The organism is Desulfosporosinus sp. (genome assembly GCF_014237355.1).
Classification (GTDB): domain Bacteria; phylum Bacillota; class Desulfitobacteriia; order Desulfitobacteriales; family Desulfitobacteriaceae; genus Desulfosporosinus.
The window spans coordinates 136,741-160,206 of sequence record NZ_JABZFS010000038.1 but is presented as its reverse complement, the minus strand read 5'-3'; the positions used below and the strand labels follow the sequence as shown (position 1 = coordinate 160,206).

20 protein-coding genes are annotated in these 23,466 nt (G+C 45.3%); 18 read left to right on the top strand and 2 right to left on the bottom strand.

Annotated elements, in window-relative coordinates; translation table 11 throughout:
• Positions 1 to 25 precede the first annotated feature (25 nt).
• From HGJ98_RS07850 to HGJ98_RS07830, 5 genes are all read left to right on the top strand, one after another.
• A complete protein-coding gene (locus HGJ98_RS07850) occupies positions 26 to 1,123 on the top strand; it encodes a DegT/DnrJ/EryC1/StrS aminotransferase family protein (RefSeq protein ID WP_291350596.1) in 1,098 nt (365 codons plus the stop codon).
• A 132-nt stretch (positions 1,124 to 1,255) separates the two neighbouring features.
• Entirely contained in the window at positions 1,256 to 2,593 is a 1,338-nt protein-coding gene (locus tag HGJ98_RS07845) for an O-antigen ligase (protein ID WP_291350496.1), read from the top strand.
• Positions 2,590 to 3,720: a glycosyltransferase family 4 protein gene (locus HGJ98_RS07840; RefSeq protein WP_291350495.1), complete on the top strand. Its 1,131-nt coding sequence runs from the start codon at positions 2,590 to 2,592 to the stop codon at positions 3,718 to 3,720. Before HGJ98_RS07845 ends, HGJ98_RS07840 begins: the two co-directional genes overlap by 4 nt.
• Positions 3,689 to 4,996, top strand: coding sequence for a glycosyltransferase (locus HGJ98_RS07835; RefSeq protein WP_291350494.1), 1,308 nt, complete (start codon positions 3,689 to 3,691; stop codon positions 4,994 to 4,996). The genes HGJ98_RS07840 and HGJ98_RS07835 overlap by 32 nt, the downstream gene beginning before the upstream one ends.
• A complete protein-coding gene (locus HGJ98_RS07830) occupies positions 4,974 to 6,392 on the top strand; it encodes a flippase (RefSeq protein ID WP_291350493.1) in 1,419 nt (472 codons plus the stop codon). The genes HGJ98_RS07835 and HGJ98_RS07830 overlap by 23 nt, the downstream gene beginning before the upstream one ends.
• 29 nt (positions 6,393 to 6,421) lie before the next feature.
• Here HGJ98_RS07830 and HGJ98_RS07825 read toward each other — a convergent pair whose 3' ends face one another.
• Positions 6,422 to 6,634 carry a hypothetical protein gene (locus HGJ98_RS07825; protein WP_291350492.1) on the bottom strand — a complete coding sequence of 71 codons (213 nt, stop codon included), beginning with the start codon at positions 6,632 to 6,634 and terminating at the stop codon, positions 6,422 to 6,424.
• A gap of 87 nt (positions 6,635 to 6,721) precedes the next feature.
• Here HGJ98_RS07825 and wecB point away from each other — a divergent pair, with 87 nt between their 5' ends.
• The 12 genes from wecB (at position 6,722) to HGJ98_RS07765 (ending at position 21,812) form a co-directional block, all read left to right on the top strand.
• Positions 6,722 to 7,786 (top strand): non-hydrolyzing UDP-N-acetylglucosamine 2-epimerase, encoded by a 1,065-nt coding sequence (gene wecB, locus HGJ98_RS07820; protein WP_291350491.1) that lies wholly within the window; start codon positions 6,722 to 6,724, stop codon positions 7,784 to 7,786.
• Positions 7,787 to 7,791: 5 nt separating this feature from the next.
• Positions 7,792 to 9,525, top strand: coding sequence for a hypothetical protein (locus HGJ98_RS07815; RefSeq protein ID WP_291350490.1), 1,734 nt, complete (start codon positions 7,792 to 7,794; stop codon positions 9,523 to 9,525).
• Position 9,526: 1 nt separating this feature from the next.
• A complete protein-coding gene (locus HGJ98_RS07810) occupies positions 9,527 to 10,888 on the top strand; it encodes an O-antigen ligase (RefSeq protein WP_291350489.1) in 1,362 nt (453 codons plus the stop codon).
• A 38-nt stretch (positions 10,889 to 10,926) separates the two neighbouring features.
• Complete coding sequence (locus tag HGJ98_RS07805) at positions 10,927 to 11,931, top strand: GNAT family N-acetyltransferase (protein WP_291350488.1); 1,005 nt, start codon at positions 10,927 to 10,929, stop codon at positions 11,929 to 11,931.
• Between the two features lie 207 nt (positions 11,932 to 12,138).
• A complete protein-coding gene (locus HGJ98_RS07800; protein WP_291350487.1) occupies positions 12,139 to 13,350 on the top strand; it encodes a glycosyltransferase family 4 protein in 1,212 nt (403 codons plus the stop codon).
• Positions 13,351 to 13,425: 75 nt separating this feature from the next.
• Complete coding sequence (locus HGJ98_RS07795; protein WP_291350595.1) at positions 13,426 to 14,592, top strand: DegT/DnrJ/EryC1/StrS aminotransferase family protein; 1,167 nt, start codon at positions 13,426 to 13,428, stop codon at positions 14,590 to 14,592.
• A 212-nt stretch (positions 14,593 to 14,804) separates the two neighbouring features.
• On the top strand, positions 14,805 to 15,461 hold the full coding sequence (locus HGJ98_RS07790) for a sugar transferase (protein WP_291350486.1): 657 nt from the start codon (positions 14,805 to 14,807) through the stop codon (positions 15,459 to 15,461).
• Between the two features lie 12 nt (positions 15,462 to 15,473).
• On the top strand, positions 15,474 to 16,520 hold the full coding sequence (locus tag HGJ98_RS07785; protein WP_291350485.1) for a glycosyltransferase family 2 protein: 1,047 nt from the start codon (positions 15,474 to 15,476) through the stop codon (positions 16,518 to 16,520).
• Between the two features lie 405 nt (positions 16,521 to 16,925).
• Positions 16,926 to 19,289, top strand: a complete 2,364-nt coding sequence (locus HGJ98_RS07780) for a cell wall-binding repeat-containing protein (protein WP_291350594.1) — start codon at positions 16,926 to 16,928, stop codon at positions 19,287 to 19,289.
• Positions 19,290 to 19,313: 24 nt separating this feature from the next.
• Positions 19,314 to 20,666 carry a glycosyltransferase family 39 protein gene (locus HGJ98_RS07775; RefSeq protein ID WP_291350484.1) on the top strand — a complete coding sequence of 451 codons (1,353 nt, stop codon included), beginning with the start codon at positions 19,314 to 19,316 and terminating at the stop codon, positions 20,664 to 20,666.
• Positions 20,667 to 20,670: 4 nt separating this feature from the next.
• The gene (locus HGJ98_RS07770; RefSeq protein ID WP_291350483.1) at positions 20,671 to 21,099 is read left to right on the top strand and encodes a DUF2304 domain-containing protein; all 429 of its coding nucleotides are present in this window, start codon (positions 20,671 to 20,673) and stop codon (positions 21,097 to 21,099) included.
• Positions 21,100 to 21,107: 8 nt separating this feature from the next.
• A complete protein-coding gene (locus HGJ98_RS07765) occupies positions 21,108 to 21,812 on the top strand; it encodes a glycosyltransferase family 2 protein (protein ID WP_291350482.1) in 705 nt (234 codons plus the stop codon).
• Between the two features lie 467 nt (positions 21,813 to 22,279).
• On the opposite strand, the gene HGJ98_RS07760 is transcribed toward HGJ98_RS07765, so the two are convergent.
• Positions 22,280 to 22,624 (bottom strand): EamA family transporter, encoded by a 345-nt coding sequence (locus HGJ98_RS07760; protein WP_291350481.1) that lies wholly within the window; start codon positions 22,622 to 22,624, stop codon positions 22,280 to 22,282.
• A 218-nt stretch (positions 22,625 to 22,842) separates the two neighbouring features.
• Between HGJ98_RS07760 and HGJ98_RS07755 the strand changes: the two genes are divergently transcribed.
• Positions 22,843 to 23,421: a Uma2 family endonuclease gene (locus tag HGJ98_RS07755; protein ID WP_291350480.1), complete on the top strand. Its 579-nt coding sequence runs from the start codon at positions 22,843 to 22,845 to the stop codon at positions 23,419 to 23,421.
• Positions 23,422 to 23,466: the final 45 nt, after the last annotated feature.

The following is a 23,466-nucleotide window of genomic DNA, read 5'->3' as shown; positions in this document are numbered from 1 at the left end:
GAAGCAAAAGAAAGGATCGATTAAAGTGAGTATTCCTCTTTTGGATCTGAAGGCTCAGTATTTGACGATTAAAGATGAAATAGACCAGGCCATTTTTGATGTGCTTGATTCCTCGGTTTATATTTTAGGACCACAGATGAAGGCTTTAGAGAAAGAAATAGCTGCTTTTTGCGGTACAGAGGAGGCTGTTGCTGTTGCCAATGGTACGGACGCCTTAGTCCTGACTCTTAAAGCTTTCGGCATCGGACCGGGGGATGAAGTGATCACGACTCCCTTCACGTTCTTTGCCTCGGCAGAAACCATTGCGATGGTTGGAGCTAAACCCGTGTTTGTAGATATTGACCCTGTAACTCTTAACATGGATCTAAATCAACTACAGGATAAAATTACTCCCCAGACAAAAGCAATTATTCCAGTACATATTTTCGGACAGATGGTGGATGTTGACAGAGTCATGGAAATTGCTGCACGCCATGATTTGAAGGTCATTGAGGATGCTGCTCAAGCAATCGGAGCTGAGTATCGCGGTAAAAAAGCGGGCTCCCTTGGACATGCTGCAACTTTTAGCTTCTTTCCGACCAAAAATTTAGGAGCTTATGGGGACGCGGGAATGATTGTCACCAACGATAAGAGCCTGGCCGCCCACCTGCGGATGCTACGTTTTCATGGCTGTCAAACGAAATATTACCACGAAGAAATTGGCTACAATAGCCGTCTCGATGAAATGCAAGCAGCAATTTTACGTGTGAAGTTAAGATATTTGGATCAATGGAATGAAGGCCGCCGAGAAAAAGCTAAGCTCTATGATCAACTCCTTGCCGATACTAAGATTCAGCTGCCCGGTCGGGATCCCTTGGCAACTCCCATCTATCACTTATATGTCCTTCGAACCGACGAACGTAGTGCTCTAATGGAACATCTAAAGGCTGGCGGTGTGGCGAATGCCATCTATTATCCTGTTCCCCTACATTTACAAAGGGCTTTTCGTAGCCTTGGCTATAAAGTCGGAGATTTCCCTGTAGCAGAAAAAGCTTGCGAACAAGCGCTAGCTATCCCTTGTTACCCTGAATTGAGCCTCGAACAACAACATGAAATTGCAGCCTTAGTGAAATCAGTCAGCTAAAGTTGAACATTGAGACTTTGAAGACTATTTACAGGAGGCTTTCGTCGCCGAAGCAGACTTGGAACATCTACTTCAAGAAGGGTGGAGTTTTCGTAGTAAATTAGGTAGCAGACAGACGAGGAGGAGAGAAATTTGCTCTGGAATACAGGGATTACTAGTACTAACCGGAATAAGCTGCTGCTCATATGCGGGATTCTGTTATCCGCTATGCTTTTGCCTTCGCTAGAAATCCATCCAAGTTTACCCCGGGTTCGCTTGGATGATGCCCTTATTTTTGGGGCTTTTGCAATCAATTTGCTCCTCCGGTTAACACGCCGTTTCCATTCGTTTACGGAGGATAGTTTTGGTTCTAACCAATATAGTGTGAAGGAAGGCTTGAGGTCAGTAACCAAGGTTTTTTTGCTTTTTTTCGTGTCTATCATAATATCAAATCTCTTTGCCGTACTTTTCCTAGAGGGGTCCTTTGGCTTTCGAGATGTCATGGAAGGGGTCACCCTAGCCAAATATTTTCTGGCGATTACCTTAGCCCTTTCTCTAGATTTACAGCAAGGTGAGTTCAATGTATTACGGAATACATTTTTGGTGGGGTTAGGGTTTATTTTGTTGCTTTCGTGGGGACAATTTCTAAATCTGGCCAATGTCAATGCATGGCTTACTCCCTTTTTTGCTCAATCTCACTTGGATAACTTGGTGAATGCGAATCCGCCTCGAGTTTTAGGGACCTTTGACAACCCAAATGTCATGGGTATTGTGTCTGTTATAATGATGACCCTGTTTGTAACTTGGTTTTATTTCCGTAATAATGATCGACTGCAAGGGGTAATTTTATTTATCTTGATAGGGCTGACCTTAAAACAAACCTTTATGACGATTTCGCGAACCGCTCTTTTAGCGACGGCTACAGTCTTAGTCTTCCTAAGCATTTGGGCATTTTTCAAAGTTTACTGGAAAAAGCGAATTCTTTTAAAGGTAGGGGTTCTCTTCCTGTTAACTCTAACACTGTTCTTCACCTCGCCGCGAGACTTTGTGTCTCGAATAAGTGAAGCGACAAACCTTGAGGAGAGTACATCTGCTCAAGGACATCTCCTGCGCATGGGAAGTGCCTTTGAATTTATCGAACAATCTCCCATTTTAGGTTGGGGAACGGCCAAAGACACTATGACGACTCTTGTCGATAATGAATATGCCTTAGTGACCCGTCGTTATGGGGTTATTGGATTGGCCTTTTATCTCTGGTTATTTATCCGACCAACAAAAGCAGCCTTGAGGAGGGTTAGTTTCTTTAATTCCTATGCCTCCGACCCAAGGATAAGAGAAAATAAGACTCTCCTTTCCATTGCCTTTGTGGCTGCAACTCTTGCGATTATGGTTTACAACATTACGGCTGGGGCTTTCTATAATCTTCAGCTAATGACCCTAATAGCTCTTTACATGGGCCTAATTTATAGAATAGAAGGGGAAAACGATTGAAAGTCTGTATTTTAACGACAGCACATTCACCCTTTGACGAACGGATTTTTCATAAAGAGGCCAAAAGCCTAGCTGAAGCGGGCTATGAAGTGGTCATCGTCGCGCCTTTTTTAAAATCTGAACAAAAGGAAGGAATCAAAATTCAGGCTGTGGCTCCGCTTTCCTCTCGGACGGATCGGATTTGGCGTCTAAAAGCCCTTTACCGGGCGGCGCTTCAGGAAAAGGCGGACATCTATCACTTTCATGATCCGGATTTGGTGCCAGTAGGTTTGTTGTTAAGCCGCAGGCATCGGAAACCCGTGATTTATGATGTCCATGAATATTATGGAGACAGCCTCCTAACGCGTTATTGGATACCAAAACCTATGCGCAAATTTGTTGCGCGTACGGTAGATTATTTAGAGAAATGGTCAGCACGATCCTTTGCCGGTATTATAACGGTCAACAGTCATATGGCTGAACTTTTTCGGCGTAAGAATCCAGAAGGAGAAATCCTCCACAACTATCCCCTTAAACGGCAATTCGAATTTCCACGTCCGGAAACCATTAAACCACCGGCCATATTATACCTAGGCGGGATTACTCGGGAGCGGGGCCTTGAAGTTATCTTGAGAGCAATGCCCCTGGTTCGAGAAAAACATCCTGAAGCCGTTTGTGAACTTGTAGGTCCGGTAGATACGGCGGATTTGGGTCCGGAATTTTCAGATCTTACCCCTTGGCTTAAACGGGGAAATGTACGTTTAAGAGGAAAGGTCCCTTATGAGCAGGTCCCAGAAATTTTAGCTCAAAGTTCCATTGCCCTTGTTCCGTTACTTCCAACTCTGAATTATCAAAAAGCCATTCCAGTCAAACTTTTAGAATATATGGCAGCAGGGCTTCCAGTGATTGGTTCTCGGTTTGGTTACATTGAAGAGATCGTCGAAAAGAATCAATGCGGTCTGCTGACTGAACCTGGATCGCCGGAAAGTCTGTCTCACGATATTTGTTCCTTGTTAGATGACCCTAAAAAAGCCTTAAGCTATGGTCAGAATGGCTGGGATGCCTTTCACCGAGAGTATACCTGGGAAAAAGAACAAAACAAACTCTTAGCGCTCTATGAGCGAATCCTGGCAAAGAAGGATCGATAAGATGCGTGTTTTAATGCTTTCTCATATGTATCCCAATGCAGTAAGCCCTTTAGGTGGAATCTTTGTTCGCCAACAGGCCCAAGCTTTAGTGCGCCTGGGTTTAGAGGTAAGGGTAGTAGCTCCGGTACCCTGGGTGCCGGGCTTTATGGCTGGACGAGGAAAGTGGGGAGGATATCCCGCGGTCCCCTCTCAGGAGGAGCCCGATGGGTTTCCTGTCTATCATCCAAGGGTTTTGGAATTTCCACGGTCTCTTTTTTTCGAGTACTATCCTGAAACCTATGCACGGGGAATAGATCGGGTTTTCACAGAACAAATTTCACGAGGGATAGACCTCATCCATGCTCATGTGGCACATCCAGATGGAGCGGCCGCTTTGAAATTCGGCCGAAAGTATAAGATTCCCGTGGTGGTCACGATTCATGGTCAGGATTTTGCTTATACATTGAACAGAAGTCGCACCTGTGCGGAAAGTGTCCGGGCCACGCTAAAGGATGCTTCGGGAGTCATCTTAGTAAGCCAGAAATTAAAAACTCAGTACGGTCTGGAAAGTTGGGCTGATCAGCTTGAGAAATATAGGGTTATCTATAATGGTGTGAATTTGGAAGACATCGAACAAAAGGGACCGTATTTAGAGCCAAAACATCTATTAGTGCAAGGAACCCATTTAAAGCAAGGCCTAAACGAAGCTCGGCGACGTCTACTGACCGTTGGCTTTCTGCGTCCTGATAAAGGACATGCCCTAGTCCTAAAGGCTCTCCCAGCCTTGATTAGCGAATTCCCCGATTTGGAATACCGAATTGTTGGGGACGGATCGGAAAGAGGAAAGCTAGAGGCCCTAACCAAGGAATTGGGACTAGAGGGCCATATCGTGTTCTTGGGAAGTTTACCACACCCAGACGCTATGAAAGAAATGGCACAGTGTGAAGTCTTTATCTTACCAAGTTGGAATGAAGCCTTTGGGGTGGTTTACTTAGAGGCCATGGCCCATAGTAAACCAATTATTGGCTCCTTAGGGGAGGGGATTTCGGAAATTCTTACCCAAATGGAAGTCGGTAAGGCCGTTCCTCCTAAGGACGTTATGGCAATCACCGAGAGTATTCGAGAACTCCTAATGAATCCCGACCAAGGGAAGGCTATGGGAATGCGAGGTAAAGACTTGGTCAGAGGTCAATTTACCTGGGAATACAATGCGCGGGAAACTCTAAAGCTCTACGAGGAGATCATTACCGAAAAATTGAAGGGAGGATCCCCCAGTGGAACTTCGCTTAGTCCTTAAAAATGCTGCCGCCTTAAGCGCGGCCAGTGTACTTTCCAAAGCGATTGCCGCTGTTGTGGGAATCGCGGTCACTCGTTATTTAGGACCAGAAATTTTTGGTGAATACAGTTCTGCCCTCGCTTTTGTCAGTACCTTTATACTTTTCGCGGATTTTGGTTTGAGCAACTATATGGTTCAAGAAGGGTCTCGAGATGAGAAAGTTTTACCACTTTACCTGGGAAACACCCTTTTATTTAAGGCGTTTACAACTTTGGCCATCTATGCGCTTATGCTTGTCTTAATGTATCCCGCGGGATATAACCAATCTATTCGCAGCATGGTTATCGTTCTGGGTCTGGCGAGTGGGTTAAACGCCTTGCACGCAACAGTATATAACTATTTTCAGGCCAAACAGCAAATGTATTTTGCAGCCATATATCAGTTTCTGTCGACGTTTTTGATTGGTGGTTTGACGATCCTAGTTGTAGTAAACCAGGGCAGTGTGGTGATGATCACTCTCGCCCAACTCGTGACAGCGACTCTTATTTCGTTCTTCTTATATGCTCATTTGCGGCGTCACATACGTCTGGAATTTGATCTTTCCCGACTTATGGAGATGCTCAAACAGGGATTGCCCTACGGAATTGCAGTCATCTTTTTATACATCTATTTTCAAATTGATATGTTCATGCTTTCCCTGATGCTCCCCCCAATCGAAGTTGGGATCTATTCGGCAGCTTATCGCTTAATTGCGGTCCTCTTATTTATACCAGGGATTCTAACCAGTGTTCTTTATCCGATTTTATTTCAGCTCAGTGTAGAAAGTAAGGAGAAACACCGAGGGACGATTGAAAAGATCTATAAAGTCCTAAGCGCCGTCGGGATACCGGGGAGTGTCTTAATCTTCGTTTTAGCTGATCCACTCCTGACTTGGCTGTACAACGGTCGTTTTCCCGCATCCATACCAATTCTAATGCTCTTAAGCTGGTTCTTTGCTCTGGAATGCTTAAGCTTTTCCCTAGGTGACGTATTGACAACCACAGATCGGCAATGGACCCGAGCTAAGATACAAGGGAGTGCCGCTCTTTTGAATATCGGTATCAATCTATATGCCATTCCCCGTTATGGAATCTATGGGGCAAGTGTGGCAACCCTCATCACAGAATTATACGTTTATATCGCGTTCTACTGGATAGTACGGCGCCACGTTTATAAACTTAAAATTTTGCGTCAACTACCTGTCATCGTTCTGGCCTCATTGGCTATGGGCTTCACAGCCTACCTGCTGCGTGATCTTCACCCACTGGCCTCAGCATCCCTCGCGGGAAGTCTATACTTGATAATCCTCATCGTCCTTGATAAAGATTTCCAACGAATTGGAGGATATATCCTCCGCCGAAACAGGGGGACAGGTTAACTGTTTCGCTCGCGAAACAGAGGGACAGGTTAGCCGTTCCGCTCAGAGAAGATAATTACTTTAACTGGAAATAAGGTTGTATTAAATGTTGAGGGGCGGTCTCCCAACACGACACGTTTTAAAAGCGTGTCAAAAGGACCATCCATAACTACTGAAAAAGTAAATAATATGGCAAAAATCAATATTGTCATCCTGAGCGATAGCGAAGGATCTTGCAGTTGAACGGCATGAAGATTCTTCATTTCGCTAACGCTCCATTCAGAATGACACAAATGGGACGTTTTCAGTGGCTATGGACCGTTCTGACATGCCAAAAAGGAGTAAGAAGTATGAAAATAATTACCGTATTAGGTGCCAGGCCTCAATTTATCAAAGCGGCTCCACTTTCCGAGGCTTTGAGGAAAAGACATGAGGAAAAAATCGTTCATACCGGTCAGCATTATGATTATCAGATGTCGGATGTGTTTTTCGAGGAGTTAGGGATTCCTAAACCCGATTACTTTTTAGGAGTTGGTTCCAAACAGCATGGCGCTCAAACCGGTGAAATGTTAACCGGCGTTGAAGAGGTACTCCTCAAAGAGAAGCCTGACTGGGTTCTCGTTTATGGAGATACGAACTCTACCTTAGCCGGGGCATTAGCTGCCTCTAAGCTCCATATTCCTATCGCTCATGTCGAAGCAGGGCTGCGAAGCTATAACCGCCTGATGCCGGAAGAAGTGAACCGTGTGTTGACAGATCATGTCTCAACTCTCATGTTTTGTCCAACAGATCAGGCTGTGAAAAACCTCAGTTTAGAGGGACTCACTAAAGGGGTCGTCCGAACGGGAGATGTTATGGCTGACGCCCTATATTATCATGCACGGCGGGCGGAGGAACGGAGTATGATGGAAACCCTTCGCTATCCAAAAAAATCCTATCTCTTGGCTACGGTTCATAGGGCAGAAAATACGGATGATCCGAGCCGACTAGCAGGGATTATCAATGCCTTTGCCCAAATTGAGGGTCAGATCGTGCTGCCCCTTCATCCTCGAACAAGAAAACTCCTCCAAGATCATCGGCTCACGATTCCAGAAAATGTGGAAGTGATTGAGCCGGTGGGCTATTTGGAAATGATACTCTTAGAAAAAGAGGCAGAACTGATTCTCACAGACTCAGGTGGTGTGCAAAAAGAAGCCTACTTATGGAAGGTCCCCTGTGTAACCCTAAGGGATGAAACCGAGTGGGTAGAAACAGTCCAGACAGGTTGGAACACACTCACGGGCGCGAAAACTGAGGCTATTGTTGACACTGTTAAGAATTATCGCAATCAACCTCTGCCTCCTTACCTTGAGAATCTTTATGGAAACGGTCGTGCCAGTGAGGAAATTGTGGCTCAGATGGAGAAAAGGGGTTGAGCTTCGTGCTCGAAGCAAATGGCACTAATCATGGATCAAAATCAGGGCAAGTAGGATTTTATGTCTTAGAATCCCTCAAGCCGATCTATCGAGAGATCGCCGGGCTTTTGGGTATTCCTTTTCATGCAAGTAGTGAGGAGATTCCAGATGATTCGGGACTCTCGAACTGCCAGGCAATTATAGTGGATGGAATATCCCTTACACAGTTGGAGTTGCTAATCTCAAACTCATCTGGACAAAGTCCCCTTAAACCTCTGATCCTGGTTTGTGGACCCATAACAGGGGAACGTCAAAATCATGCCCTCCGGCTCAAAACCTTTTCCTTTAATCTGGGTCAAGAGGGAACTCGCCTTCTTATGGAGGGCCGAGATTACACGGAAAAGCAGGTCAGTGAGCCGACCCTTGATTTAATGCTCGAAGAAATCCAGGCAGTACTTCGCCGTGAGGTTAGAAATTACATAGAACTCCCGCCAACCCCTTGGGGATATTCCTACGCTATGACCTTAACCCATGACATCGATATCCTAAGCCTGAAGGAGATGCCAATCTCTCGCACATTTTTAGGATATTGTTACCGAAGTTCTGTCCTGAGCTGGAAGCAATGGAAGGCTGGAAAGGTCCAAACTTCGGAATTCTTCCGGTCCCTTTGGGAAATAGGGAGGACTTGGGCGGCGAAGGCCGGGTTTGGACAAGATGTCTGGAAGCGAGCTCTGCCAACCCTACTTGACCTTGAGAAACGGTTGGGAGTACGATCAAGTCTTTACTTTATGCCTTTTCCTAAAAAACCGGGTATTCTTCCGGAAGCCTTAAGGAAAGATAAGGACAAAGATATAGAAAATGCCTCCAACTCTTATAACGATATCAATCACAAGGAATTCACGAGTAAAACTATTGATGAAAGCGCACCTTCGAACAGGGCATCTTTTTATGATGTTACGAACTCCAAGGAATTGCTCAACAACTTGGAAAAAGGCGGCTGGGAAGCAGGGATTCATGGAATAGACGCTTGGCACGATCCCCAGGCGGCTCGGGCAGAATATGGCCGAGTAGCCGATCTGACTGGGCAGAATGAGCTGGGGGTGCGCATGCACTGGCTCTATTTTAAATCGCCCGAATCCTTCAAAAGCTTGGAAGAGGGCGGGTTTCAGTATGATGCAACCTTCGGATATAATGAAGTCGTTGGCTTTCGGGCGGGAACACTTCAACCCTATCATCCGCTAAATTGTCAAACCCTTTGGGAACTCCCCCTTCATATCCAAGATGGTGCTCTGCTGGGAGAGGAACATCTTGACTTAAATCGAGAAGAAGCCTACCTTACAGCAAAACCTGTTCTCGATTGGGCCAACCGCTTGGGCGGTGCAGTCAGTCTGCTGTGGCATAATCAAAGCTTTACCGCTCCTCGTTTTTGGGGAGAAGTCTACGAACGCCTAATTGCCCAAGGAAAGAAGGATGGCGCCTGGATTGCAATACCCAGAGAGGTTCTTCGCTGGTTTACCCTGAGGCGTCACAGTGAAGTCTCCCTTTCTATTGAAGGTACACGTTGGCAAATTAGGTTTGCAGTAGCAGACTCTTCGCACAACCCCACAGCTCAGCAGATCCCTCCCCTCCGAATTCGTCTGCATCTTGACCCGAAAAGGGTTCGATCAGCCTCCGTACCCTATGAGGCGGGAGAAGGATATCTTGATTTTCCTGCACGCCCCTTGATTACACTAGACGTGGAAAGGGAGGGACAACAATAATATGGAGCTCACCCTTTTAAAGTGGATTTTTTTCCTGCTTAGCCTCGGAACTGTAGTATACTTGGGATTTAGAAAACCAAGTATCCTTATCTCTTTATTAGCGGGAGCGGTTGCTCTAGAGATCTCTACCACCTGGTTCCCGCCCTTGGGAACCTTGGGTTCCCAACTGGATAGTTTGGCTCGCCTCGTTACCGTTGGAATGATCGGAGCTGCCCTTTGGCGTCTCTGGATTGAGCCGGAAAAGCGTCTTAAGCTAAAATCCGTATTAACTCATTATTTAACAATTGCCCTCATGATTTACATAGCAGTCGGGGGATTTAGTATCCTTTATTCTGTAGACCGAGGTAAAACAGCGGTTGAGATCATCCGCCTATTAACCTTATTTCTACTCTATCTCAGTATTTGCCTTCTAGCGGAAAAGAAACATATCTTCCTACCCTTTAAGGTTGTCCATTGGGTTGGGGTTGCACTTGTTCCCCTCGCTCTTTATGAAGGAATGACACGACATTTTATTTGGCAGGAACATTTGGCCGAGGGCATGATCGCTCGAGTCAATACCACCTTTGTTGATCCGAATATTTTTGCTCGCTACCTGATTTTGGGGATTGTGGCCAATTTGATTCTTCAATATATGAACACGGAGACAGGGAAACGGATCGTATATATTGTCTCACTCCTGGGATTAATGGGGGCTTTAGCCATTACCCTTTCACGCAGCGGGATTCTAACCTTGGCAATCGTCCTCGCGCTGATGGTTCTACTCATTCCGCGTAAACGGATGCTCCTGCCCATTGGATTTTTAGGGTTCATCGGCGTGATTATTATAGCTATGCGTCCGACGATCTGGCAGCGTCTGCTAACCTTCCGCGAAGGATTTGGGGCGTTAGATGCTCAGCGGCAATACCTATGGAAAGCAGCCTGGGCCATGTTTACAGACCATCGTCTTTTGGGAGTCGGCCTGGGTGGATTTCAGGAAATGTTTTTAACCAAATACATTCATTTAAAGACCGTGATTCCCGATGCAGAAGGGGCTACCCTCTCCCATACTACCATTTTGACAATCGCTGCAGAACTGGGTTTAATAGGACTGGCAGCCTTGTCCTGGGTTTGGATAGCTATAATACGTGTGCTGGGAAGTTTACGTAAGCTCGGTCTTGAGCCAAAGGGACTCGAAGGCTATATTCCTGGGGTTGGGTATTTCTTATGGATAACGACAGTTTTTATCAGCTCACAAGCTGAAGCACGTTTCTTCGAAGACCCCATGATTTGGATAAGTATGGGCCTGCTGGTTCGTTTATTAGGTCAGTCAACTGAGGACAATCAATATAAGCAAAGGGATCGAGGACTTTCTATCTCGAACTAAGATAGAGGGCTTTGGTACCTGAGGGAGTGAAAAGAGACATGGGTTTAAAGCTAAAGTCCATTGAGCGCGAAGCCTGGCAAGACTTCCAAAAGGAGACCCCTTTCGGTTCTCTTTTTCACCGCTGGGAATGGCAAGACATCCTAGAAATCGGATTTGGTGTAAAGGTTAACCGTCTAGGGTTATTTGACGATGAGGGAGTCTTAAAGGGCTTGCTTCCTTTAGTGGAGCGGAAGATGAGTCTTCTGAAACTAGCAGGTAGTCCCCTGTCCGGCGCTGCAACTCCTCACAGCGGCCCGTTAGGCCCAGTCCCTTTAGACGAGTTTTTATTCGCCCTTGAAGTGTATGGAGCAGAAAAACACATAGATTACCTGGAACTGGGTTTGCCCGAGGTTAGGGGAAAAGAGGTTCTTGAGCAAAATGGGTACACTGTGGAGGAACTTATTACCTTAGATCTACCGATTCCCCAAGAGGAAGAGGTTCTCTGGTCAGGGCTGGAAGTGCGTTGCCGGAATGCCATACGTAAAGCAGAGAAATCCGGAGTCAAAGTGATTGAAGCCCAGGCTCTGGAGGAGTGGCTGGAACCATACTATCAACTCTCTTGTGGAGTTTATAAACGGCAGGAGAAGGAGCCACCCTTTAGCAAAGAATATTTCAGCGCTCTTTGGCAGAACCTTTATTCAAAGGGAGATTTGGTGGTTCTACTGGCTCAATATGAAGGAAAAACCATTGCCGGCGGAATTTTCCCAAGAGACAGAAACGTAGGATATTACCTGGACGGGGTTTCTGATCGAGAGTACAATAAAGTCGTCCCCAACAATCTTGTACAGTGGGAGTACTTAAAACGCGCTCAAGCTATGGGGATTACACTTTACGATATGGTAGGAGCTAATATTCCAAGTATCGCTAAGTTTAAAAAGAGTTTCGGGAGCCAAGAGCGAAATTATGTCTATGCTTACCGCAACCGCACCCTAGCGGCCCGCGTGGGTCGATCAGTTTATGCGAAGCACGGTGAAACGATTAAGAAATTCCTGAAACGTTCGTAATAAAGTAAACATAATTTAGAATAAATATTGTATAAAAGTTGACTTTTAGGTTTTATAGTTCTTTAATTAAGATAAGTTTTTGTTTTATGGTTTAGAGTGAACTGTCAAATAACAAATTTTTTGAAATAGTGCAAAATCATTTTCTTTTAACCTATATGTAATAAAAGTCTGTATGTAGATAGTAGATTTGAAGGAGCGGCGGTTTGATTGCGCATTTTAATGCTAACACAATACTTCCCACCTGAGTCCGGAGCTGCTCAGGTCCGTCTTAAGGAAGTCGCCAAAGGCTTGCAGCGAAGCGGACATCAGGTCACCGTTGTAACTGCCTTTCCCAATCACCCCAGCGGGGTCATCCCGCCAAACTATCGCGGACATTGGCGGATGAAGGATGAGGTGGACGGGATCCCGGTTTGGAGAACTTGGATCTACCCCGTGCAGCGGGGACGTTTTTGGAAGAGATTGCTTAATTATTTTTCTTTTGTCTTTTCCTCCTTCTGGGGGTTAAGTAAAGTGGGAAAACAAGATATTTTGTTCTTTGAATCTCCACCGCTCTTTCTGGGAATTACGGCATTGATCTATGGGTGGTTAACTCGCACCCGTATTATTATGAATATTTCCGATCTCTGGCCAGAATCCGCCGTTGCTTTGGGGCTTGTTAACAGTCGCTGGATGATTAAAGCAGCTGAGGGCTTGGAGAAGCTCCTTTACCGCAAAGCATGGAAAATATCCACACAAACAGAAGGAATTAGGGACTCGTTATTGCAACGGGGAGTTCCTAAGGAAAAAGTGACCTTTTTACCTAACGGGGTCAACCTTGAACTTTTTGCACCCCGGGAACGTGATGCAGAAATGGCTCGTACCCTGGGTATTAAAGAAGACGACTTCGTTCTGATTTACGCTGGAACTATGGGCTATGCTCAAGGCCTTGAATCCGTGATCCACACAGCAGTGTTGCTCAAAGATAAGCCAAATGTGCGATTTTTGTTCGTAGGGGATGGTACGGAGAAACCTATGCTGGAGGCACTTGTTCAGGAAAAAGGATTAGCCAATGTGATCTTTGTAGACTTTCAGCCGGTGCAAGAAATGCCTAGATACTTTTCCTTATCTTCGGCTAGCATCGTGCCCTTAAAGAAAAATAAACTCTTTGAAGGAGCAAGACCTTCGAAGATGTTTCCTGCCCTTGGTTCGGCCGTTCCAGTGATTTATTCCGGGGAAGGGGAGGCTGCCGAACTTGTACTTTCTTCAGGCGGGGGCGTTGTGGTTGCTCCTGAGAACAGCCAAGAGTTAGCACAAGCAATCCTTGAATTACAGAAGAATCCAAATCGCCGTGAGATGGGTCAAAAAGGACGGCGGTTTGTTGAAGCCAACTATACTTGGTCAGAAATTATCCGGAACTGGCTTCGAGAGCTGGGGATATGATTCCGGAGGTCGGGAGTCAGAGGCCGGAGGTCAGATTAGCGAAGCTCAAGATTGAAAAGAGGTAATGTAGTCGTTATGAGTGCACGTCAAGAATTCTTACCCTATAATATTCCCTTAATAGAAGAGGACGATATCGCTGAGGTTGTGGACACTTTGAGATCGGGTTGGATCGCCAAGGGGCCTAAGACCCTGGAATTCGAAAAACAGTTTGCTGAATATGTTGGAGCCAAATATGCTGTTGCACTGAACTCTTGTACTGCAGCCTTACATCTCGCCCTTGTTGCGGCGGGCATTGGGGAAGGAGACGAAGTCATCACCACCCCTATGACCTTTGCTTCCTCGGCTAATGTCATCATTCATACCGGGGCTAAGCCAGTCCTTGTAGACATTGATCCAATCACCATGAACATTGACCCCAAGAAAATTCGTGAGAAACTCTCCCCTCGAACAAAAGGGATTATCCCTGTCCATATAGCCGGGCACCCCTGTGATTTGGACGAAATCATGACCATTGCCCGGGAACATAATCTTTTTGTTCTAGAGGACGGGGCCCATGCCGTTTACACCCAATATAAAGGAAAGATGATCGGGTCCCTTGGGGATGCCACTGCCTTCTCATTTTACGCCACCAAGAATCTTGTCACGGGTGAAGGCGGAATGGTCACAACGAATAATGAAGATTTGTATAATAAGATCCGCATCTTAAGTACCCACGGAATGAGCCGGAATGCCTGGAATCGCTATGCTCAAGCTGGTTCCTGGTATTATGAAGTTCTTGAACCGGGATATAAAGACAATATGTCAGACATTATGGCTGGGCTGGGACTAACCCAATTGGCTAAACTTGAACGAATGCAAGGAGTACGCCGAGACCTCGCGGAGTATTTTAATGCTGAGTTTGCAAAAATCCCAGAACTTGAAGAACCGGTAGAACTTGATTATGCACGGCATGCCTGGCACTTGTATATCATCAAGCTAAATCTGGATAAACTATCCATAGATCGCGGAGCCTTTGTAGAGGAACTTAAAGCAGAGAATATTGGGACGAGTGTTCACTTTATTCCCCTTCATATGCATCCCTACTATAGAGACACCTTTGGGTATAAAGCGGGGGATTTCCCAGTTGCTGAGGACGTTTTTGAACGGATAATCTCCTTGCCTCTTTATCCAAAAATGAGTATGCAAGACGCACAGGATGTTGTAGATGCTGTAAGACGGGTAATCGAACGTTTCCGAAAATAATTGTCCTAAGCGTCGGCGAAAGGATCCTGCCGCAATCGGAAGATCTTTCCGTCGTTCCGCCTTCAGGATGACACACATTACTCGAGTTGATTTCATAGCAATGACATAGCCCCTAGAAGCTTTCATAAGGATTAATAATCCTTAAATGTGGATAAAACCTTAAGCCGGTTAAATATGAGCAGCCCTAAGTGGGCTTGAGAGGAGATATATAGATGGGTCAGAGTTCGCCCTTATCCGTGGAAAGCAAAGAATTTGGATATTCCGGTTGGCAACTTGCGGGGAAGCGGTTGCTGGATTTTGTGGCAGCCTTAACTCTCCTCGTCCTGATATCCCCCCTTTGGCTGTTTATAGTACTCTGGATTCGGTTAGACTCTACGGGACCAGCCATCTTTAAGCAGACACGAGTTGGTCAGAGAGGAAAAACCTATACGATTTATAAGTTCCGAACCATGGTACAGAACGCAGAGGCTTTGATGAAGGATAAACTAGAAAAGGTGAACGATCTGGAGAGTTTTGTATTTCAGGAAAAAGATGATCCGCGTATAACCAGAAGCGGTCATTTCCTCAGAAAAACGAGCTTAGATGAGCTACCTCAACTGATCAATATTCTAATCGGAAACATGAGTTTGGTTGGTCCTCGTCCAGAGGTTCCGGAACTGGTCAAACTCTATACCCCAGAGCAGCGACGACGGCTCAATGTTCTTCCGGGGGTTACAGGCTTGGCCCAAGTGAATGGGCGAAGCGAACTGACCCTGGGAGAAACAATGACCTACGACCTAGAATATGTACGCTCCTGGAGTTTTTGGTTAGATCTAAAAATCCTGTGGAAAACCATCTTTGTCGTTTTCACGGGGAAAGGCGCATTTTAACGGTATATAAACTTGAAACATCCCATAGTATCCGTAATTATTCCAACCTATAATGTCCAAGACTATATCAGGCAAGCAATTCATTCGGCTTTGGATCAAACCCTCCAAGATCTAGAGGTTATCGTTATCGATGATGCCTCCACGGATCAGACGGTTGAAATTATTCAATCGATAAATGATTCCAGAGTCCACCTAACTATCAGCCCAGAAAATCACGGCCCATCCTACTCCCGTAACCTAGCCATCAAAAGAGCGACTGGAGAATGGATTGCCCTTCTCGATGGGGACGACTGGTGGGAGAAAGATCGGTTAGAGCGAATGCTTAAAGCAGCTGAGGCTCATCAAGCAGATATAGTGGCAGATGATATTCGAAATTTTGTCGAGGGAGAAACCAATCCTTGGAATGAAACCCACCTGGGGAAGTTGAAGTTTGAGCTACCTAAGTGGTCGGTTTCAGCCGTTGACGTGATTCAATATGACCTCGGCCCCTTAAAGCCCCTAACGCGACGGGATTTCCTCCTTCGCAAAGGACTGCACTATCATGAAGACATAACCTATGGAGAGGATTTCGTTCTCCTATTAGAATGTCTTCTGCATGGGGCAACTATGTTAATCATTCCGGATCCCTTATATATCCGGAGGGCTTGGCCTAATTCCCTAACGGCCCACAGACAACGATCAACGGAATGCTTGATTAAACTCACGGAAACCTTACTTAGCAAGATGAAGGCTAAGGAACAGGAATACCTAATGATAGAAATATGTCCTGAAGTGATTAATGCCTTAGAAAAACGTCTTAAAAAACAATCGGATTCCTATCTATACCACCAATTGACTGAGCCCTTCAAAAAGGGAAACCCCCTTCAAGCAGCCTGTCAGATGTTAGGCCTAATGCTCCGTAAGCCACGAAGTGTGGCTATTATGGCGGAGAAAGTGCCTGACATCCTCGATTACCGTGTACTCAGGCATTTAAAACGTCCGACTGGAGGGAAGGACCTAGGAATCCCCGACGAATACCAGACAGATAATAACCCAGATGAATCAAGGGAATGGTCATAGAAAACTAGACAGGGGGACGGCTCTTTTGTCTGCGTTAACGCAGACACGAGAACCGTCCCCCTGTCAGGACAGGAAAGAATAGGATTCGTTTATCGTAGTACAGCAGCGCGTAACGAATTGCTATGAAAGCAACTTAAGCACCGTGTCATCCTGAGCGTTAGCGAAGGATCTAGATCCTTCGCTAACGCTCAGGATGACATTAAGCTAAACTGATTTTCGAGGTTAGAAAGTACAAGTAGGGCAGTTAATGAATTGCCCCTACTTGTTCGCGTGAGTGCGTATTCCCGAGAGCGTGTGTCTGCGTATTACTCCCTTGCCCCAAAAGCAGGAACAATCTTCTTCATGTCGAATAAAGAAAGCAAGAATGTGTTTGTGACTATTTGCACGGTAGGAAGGGGAAAACGTATGAGAGCGCACCAATTTAGGAGAATCATAGCGATACTGATTGTCGGACTCTTTTTTATGCAATCGATTCCGGCTAAGCCAGTTTCAGCAGCAGCCAGCCAAACAGCCTATTACAAGGAAATAGGCGAAAAACTAGAACATTGGGCTAATAAATATAACATCCCCCCGGTGCTTTTAAAGGCAATTGCTTGGATGGAAAGCGGCTGGAAACAGTATGAACTAGATCCCACCACGGGACTGCCCCTAACGGATAAACCGCTAATTGGGCGAGATGGCATAGGAATCGGGATCATGCAAATTTCCTCCTATTCTCCTACGGATACAGAAGAAATCGAAAAACTTAAAAACGATATTGACTATAACATCGAAATAGGTTGCCAAATGCTAAACCAGAAATGGCGGGCTTATCCCAAGATTGGAGATGGAGACCGCAACGTTTTAGAGAACTGGTATTTTGCCGTATGGGGCTACAATAGCTGGGCCACGAGAAATAATCCCAATGTTTTAACCGGTAAATCTGCCTATCAGGATTCAGTGTTTAGCCTGATGGGTCAAAAGTATAATAGCGCTATTACCTTTGCCCCAGGAGCGACAAAAATCTCTAAATCCCTGTTGCCCCCAGTGAATCCACCTTACTTTGCCAGTCGCTGGAGTACCCCAACCCCCAAGCATTTGGGAGATTTAGTGATCGATCCTGATTTGTTGATTTCCTCCGGTGGAGGACCTGGTGCACATGCTGCTAACGGAGATTATTGGTTTAAGTACGCACGTTGGAGTTCTTATTATGCTTTGGGATTTTATGTAACGGCCTATAAAAGTCCAGAGGTCACTGATAAATCAGTAAGCACTCAGAAGATCCTGAGCGCTTACGGCAAGCTTATAGCAGAAGCAGATGCTTTGATGCTTGAGGGTAAAGATTCTTCCTACGTCACTGCTGCAAAATACTATTGGACGGTGTACCAGGGCCCGAATTTAGATTCCGCCATCTCAGAACGTGCTAATAAAGGACATTTAAGTGCTCTCAGCAAAGTCATAACTGAAGCCGATAAGTTATTGCTTCAAGGTACAGGTCAATCCTACTTAACTGCTTCTCAGGACTATGGAGTGGTTCTACAGGGGTCAGATCTAGATCCAGACCTCGTAGAAAAGGCCAATACGGGTCTTCTAAAGACATACGAAAAGCTCCTGGCGGAGGCAGACAAATTAGCTCTCGAAGGGTCTTCCGAATCAAAGGCCAGTGCATCCAAATATTATTTGACAGTTCTAGAGGGACCGGTCCTCGATGCCAGTCTCGCCGAACGGGCTAAAATCGGTTACGACCTTACACGCAACGTTAACACCGATCCAAGTTCTCCTATCTACGACCCAAGCAGAGGCAACCCTACGCCGACGCCAACTCCGGCTCCAACGCCAACTCCAACTCCAACTCCAACCCCCGACCCTGACCCTATCAACATAGAGCGTCTTTATGGGACTCGAGCGGAAGATACTGCCATTAAAATATCTCAAGAAGGTTGGGAGGATAACTCCTCTCCAGTCGTCCTCCTTGCTCGAGTGGATCGCTTCCAAGATGCCTTAGCGGCAGCCCCTCTAGCTAAGAAACTTAATGCCCCCTTATTGTTAACCTCACCCTATCAGCTGGACAAAGCAGTTTTACAAGAACTCAAACGCCTGGGGGCTAGCGAGAAGATCTATGTCATCGGTGGAGAAGGGGCCATAACCAAGCCGGTGACAAACGCTCTAGACAAAGAGGATTTCTCTTATGAGCGTATTTTTGGAGATTCGGCTGCAGATACAGCAGCAGCTATAGCTAGGAAAATTGGCCCTAGCACCCAAGTGATCCTAGCCTCCAGTAAAAGTTTCCCAGATGCCCTATCAGCGTCTGCTCCGGCGGCAGCCCTTGGGATTCCGATACTTTTAACAGAACAAGGTAAGTTACCGACGGCTACCAAGCAAATACTCAAAGATTTTGAAGTGACTAAGACCATCATTGTTGGTGGAAAATTTGCTATTTCCACGACCTTTGATGCTGAAGGAGGCCCCCTAGCAAGCTATGGGCCGCTGCGCTTGGCTGGTGAGACAAAATATGATACTATGTTACAAATTGTTAAGCATTTCAACCAAGATCCTCAATCATTGGTCATAGCCACTGGAGAGAATTTCCCGGATGGCTTATCAGGCGGGGCTTTCGCAGCTCTAAATGGAAGTCCGATGATCCTTATTCCTAAAGGGGATCTGAACTTAGATACTAGAAACTACTTAAAAGGCCTGAGCGGAACAACCACAAATGCTTATATTTTAGGTGGAACTGGGGTTATTACCAGCACTAGTGAGAAAATCATCGGTGATCTATTAACTCAATAAAAAGAACCTCGAGCATCGAAAAGGATGGACGTCTTGGATAAAAACCATAAGAAAATAGAATTCGAACCTCGTACATCGAACTTCGCACTTCGCAAAGGGCTATGGATTACAGGGCTCCTGTTTTTCATCGCCCTAGTTGTCGAGTTTCTCTATATTAACTCCTATAATGTAAGCTATTTTATTTCACCGGATGGGCTACTGTATTCCAACATTGCCGAGAATTTCCTGAAAGGAAACGGGCTCGTAAATACTGCAGGTTTTGTTCAGGAAAATGGTGTCGTACGGGAAATTCCTCGAACGCGAGACTATGTCGTTGGGCCAATCTATCCCTTGCTCCTTGCCATGGTCTATGGAATCTTCGGCTTTAAGAGTTACAATATGGTGGTTCTGCTGCATGCTTTTTTCAGCGCGGCTAGTGCCGTACTGGCCTACAAAACCGGTGAACTATTGTTTGGCAAGAGGTATGCCTTGATCCCCTATGGGTTGACTCTCGGCTACCCCTTATTTGCGTTCTGGGGAATGTATGTTCTTACAGAGACGACCTACGTTTTCACGATTACGCTTTTTCTTTATCTCTTGGCACTGTATGCTAAAGAAGCGAAACAGCCGAAACTCAGAACCCTCTTGATCTTGGGGTTAGCTATCGGCATTTCGAATCTGGTGCGTCCTTTTTTATTGCTTTTCTTCCCGATTCTTGGACTCTGGATCTGGTGGATGCAACGAGGGCGTTTGAAAATAGCACTCAGGGATTTTACAATCATAGTTGTGATGACAATATTGGTTATGAGCCCCTGGTGGATTCGAAATGGAATAAAGTACCAACAGTTCATTCCCGTGTCAAACTATGGATCCTATGAATTTTACTTAGGCAATAATCCCTTGACCGTTACAGACAACTTTTTTTATTTCGCTCAACCGAGCTACGACCCTGAGGTCAAAGCGCGTATCGAGAAACTGCCTTTGTTAGAACAAGAAAAGGAATACAAGAAATTAGGAATGTCATATATTTTGCAACATCCTGTGCAGTTTATACAGCGTACCCTTACCAAAGAGAAAAACCTTTTCTGGCAACCCATTACCCCTGTATTCGGGGAATCTTATAAAATGCAGGGCTATTTAATGGACAAATGGTATCTCCTCCTGGGTCTGGTCGGGATCGTCTTAAGTCTTTTTCAGTTAAGAAACTATAGCTTTCTTTTGCTTTTTACCCTTTATTATAGTTTTACCGTAAGTATGATTACCATAGTATCCGGAGGTCGTTATCGTCTGCCCGTCATGCCCGCAATGGTTCTTTTTGCATCCTTGGCTGTGGTTATGGCCCTTAAAGGAATAGGGAAACTAGCCAAAGTAACTCCACGTTCAAGTGGGAGGAGCTAAATTTATGTCACGCGTTCAGATTGTTGTTCTTATAACCAGCCTTCTGGTAACTGGATTTATCGTTGAACAAGTCCGCCGGCGTCGCTTGGCGGTTGAATATTCTCTGATTTGGATTGTTGCCGGCCTAGGGATGATTGGTCTTTCTCTATGGAAAAATGGGGTGGAGTACTTAGCCGACCTTATGGGGATTTATTATGCCCCCTCCGCGATCTTCGTGATTTTTGGAGTTTTGGTGTTTGTTTTATGTGTTCACTTTTCTTTGGAAATCTCTAAATTAAGTTCGAACAATAGAGTCTTAATTCAACGGATTGCCTTGCTTGAAGACGATTTAAAAAAACTCAAAGAACATCCGGCTAATCCAGAAAATCAACTTCTTCAACCACAACTGAATAGGGAGACGGGTACCCCATGGGAATTCGATAAGGACGTGTAGGATAAATAATGAAGATTTTAGCGATTGTTCCCGCCTTAAATGAGGCAGCTAATATTGGTTCTGTGGTTCGGGATTTAAAAACAGCATCCCCTTGGCTCGATGTGCTTGTCATAGACGATGGATCCACGGATCAAACCGCCGAGGTCGCTTATGCCCAGGGGGCTAAGGTGATCTCTTTACCGGTCAACCTTGGAATTGGAGGAGCAGTCCAAACGGGGTTTCTTTATGCCGTCAAAAATCAGTATGACGTAGCTTTACAAGTTGATGGAGATGGACAGCACAGAGCAGAAGAAATCAAAAAATTAGTCGATCCTGTATTGCTTGGGGAAGCAGACGTAACGATCGGATCGAGGTTTTTAGTAAAGACCTCCTATAAATCCGCTTGGCCACGACGATTAGGGATTTATCTGTTAAGTAAAACGATCAAGTCCGTTGTGCGTAAGAATTTTACGGATCCTACCTCGGGCTTTCGTGCCTATAATCAAAAGGCCCTGAGGATTGTATCCACCCATTATTCAACGGATTACCCCGAGCCAGATGCAATTGTAACGTTACTTAAAAACGGTTTGCGAGTGATTGAAATTTCCGTGGAAATGGATGCTCGGTTGTCAGGGAGTTCGTCGATTACACCCTTTAAGAGCGGGTATTATATGTTTAAGGTGAGTATGGCGATTATTCTTAATTCGATGATGAGTAGGATTTGGAATGATTAGAGCTTTTTGTACAAAGCGTGCGTTTGGGGAGGAGCGATTTTTAGCTGTGTTAACCCGTGCGAAGACGGTGTCTTCGTTCTGCACGCGTCTGCACGTTACGCCGCTGACGTGCTGGACGGTTCGCGAGCGCGTCCGAACCTCAGGGATGTATGCATGTGTGCCGCTCCTTGCCATCCTTGGCACCGCGGCATCAGTCCATCCATGGACAAGCCCTGCGGCGCGCTACGGGACGCGAACCGTCGGCGCACGTCTGGACCGCGGCTTCACTGAAGCATCCGCTTAGCAGAAAATCGCTCCTCTTGAGTAGTCTCAAGGGATGTGGGGATGTTTGGGCTTTGTAGAAAGGCGCTCCTTACAGCGTGTAATTGGGGCGATATCGCAGGGCTTAAATCTGTAAAATAGATAGAATAAACTCCTTCAGGCAATTTATAGGTCTGAAGGAGTTATCTATTGCTACACTCTGATGCTTACTTTCTTGTGATAATAATTACGCCCAGGCAGATCACTAACACCCCGATGATCTTCGTAGCTGTGAGCTCTTCTTTAAAAAAAGTTGTTCCTATAAAAAGGGCAAAAATAAAGGCTGTGCTCTGAATCGGGTAAAGATAGCTTAACTCGCCCTTATTGAGAATATAGATCCATAGGACGGAAGCAAAGGCATATACCACAAGTCCCAAAATCACATAAGGACCTAAGAATAGTCGGAGAAGTTGCCCTAGGCTATGTACTTCCTTTCCGCTGGCTCCTAACTTCCAAAGCGTCTGTCCCGCCACCATGAGCATAGAATTAAAAATCGTCAATAATACTAACAAATCGTGCCACCTCATTTAGTATTATACAAGATGAGGTGAACAAAGCAACAATAGGTCACAATGTCGCTATCAATACCATGTCCATTAGGTTATATGAGTTAGGTTATAACTATAATGATAAGTATATAAAATAATGGTTATTTAGTTCTTACCTGAACATGAATTTAATGAAGTCCCTTGAAATATTAGGTATAATATAACGGCGAGGAGGGAGATTTATGCCATTATCTAAAGAAGTAAAGAAGCACACGTATGCAGACTACTTAACCTATCCGGCTGATGAACGATGGGAAATTATTGATGGTATACCCCATATGCAATCAGTCCCAACATGGCAACATCAGGTCGTAAGCGTTCAATTAGCATCACAATTCAACGATTATCTTAAAGGTAAACCCTGTAGAGTATTCACGGCTCCATTTGACGTTTGTATTCCTGAATACGATGAAAGTGATGAAGAAATTTCAAATATTATTGCACAACCCGATATTGTTGTGGTTTGTGATGAAAGTAAGCTTAGGAAAACAGGTTATTTCGGCGTACCGTCACTCATAGTTGAGATAGCCTCACTATCAACGGCAAGAAATGATAAGCTTTTCAAGTTTAATAAATATGAAAAGACGGGTGTAAAAGAGTATTGGATAGTAGAGCCGGATACAAAACTTGTAAGTGTATTCATCTTACAGAACAACAACAGATATGGGAGGCCGGAACTATTTACTGAGACCGATAATGTAAAGGTGTCAATCTTCCCTGATCTAGTAATTGAGTTAAGTACAGTGTTCGATTTTGAGTAAATCAAAGCCATTCGCTATTTAATGCACAGCGAATGGCTTTTCTAT

Excerpts from the sequence above, each read along its gene's own strand:
- HGJ98_RS07770 (WP_291350483.1), top strand. The coding sequence starts at position 20,671 with ATGTCACGCGTTCAGATTGTTGTTCTTATAACCAGCCTTCTGGTAACT.
- HGJ98_RS07805 (WP_291350488.1), top strand. The coding sequence starts at position 10,927 with ATGGGTTTAAAGCTAAAGTCCATTGAGCGCGAAGCCTGGCAAGACTTC.
- HGJ98_RS07765 (WP_291350482.1), top strand. The coding sequence starts at position 21,108 with ATGAAGATTTTAGCGATTGTTCCCGCCTTAAATGAGGCAGCTAATATT.
- wecB (WP_291350491.1), top strand. The coding sequence starts at position 6,722 with ATGAAAATAATTACCGTATTAGGTGCCAGGCCTCAATTTATCAAAGCG.
- HGJ98_RS07775 (WP_291350484.1), top strand. The coding sequence starts at position 19,314 with ATGGACGTCTTGGATAAAAACCATAAGAAAATAGAATTCGAACCTCGT.
- HGJ98_RS07835 (WP_291350494.1), top strand. The coding sequence starts at position 3,689 with ATGAGCGAATCCTGGCAAAGAAGGATCGATAAGATGCGTGTTTTAATG.
- HGJ98_RS07780 (WP_291350594.1), top strand. The coding sequence starts at position 16,926 with ATGAGAGCGCACCAATTTAGGAGAATCATAGCGATACTGATTGTCGGA.
- HGJ98_RS07795 (WP_291350595.1), top strand. The coding sequence starts at position 13,426 with ATGAGTGCACGTCAAGAATTCTTACCCTATAATATTCCCTTAATAGAA.
- HGJ98_RS07755 (WP_291350480.1), top strand. The coding sequence starts at position 22,843 with ATGCCATTATCTAAAGAAGTAAAGAAGCACACGTATGCAGACTACTTA.
- HGJ98_RS07790 (WP_291350486.1), top strand. The coding sequence starts at position 14,805 with ATGGGTCAGAGTTCGCCCTTATCCGTGGAAAGCAAAGAATTTGGATAT.
- HGJ98_RS07810 (WP_291350489.1), top strand. The coding sequence starts at position 9,527 with ATGGAGCTCACCCTTTTAAAGTGGATTTTTTTCCTGCTTAGCCTCGGA.
- HGJ98_RS07825 (WP_291350492.1), bottom strand. The coding sequence starts at position 6,634 with ATGAAGAATCTTCATGCCGTTCAACTGCAAGATCCTTCGCTATCGCTC.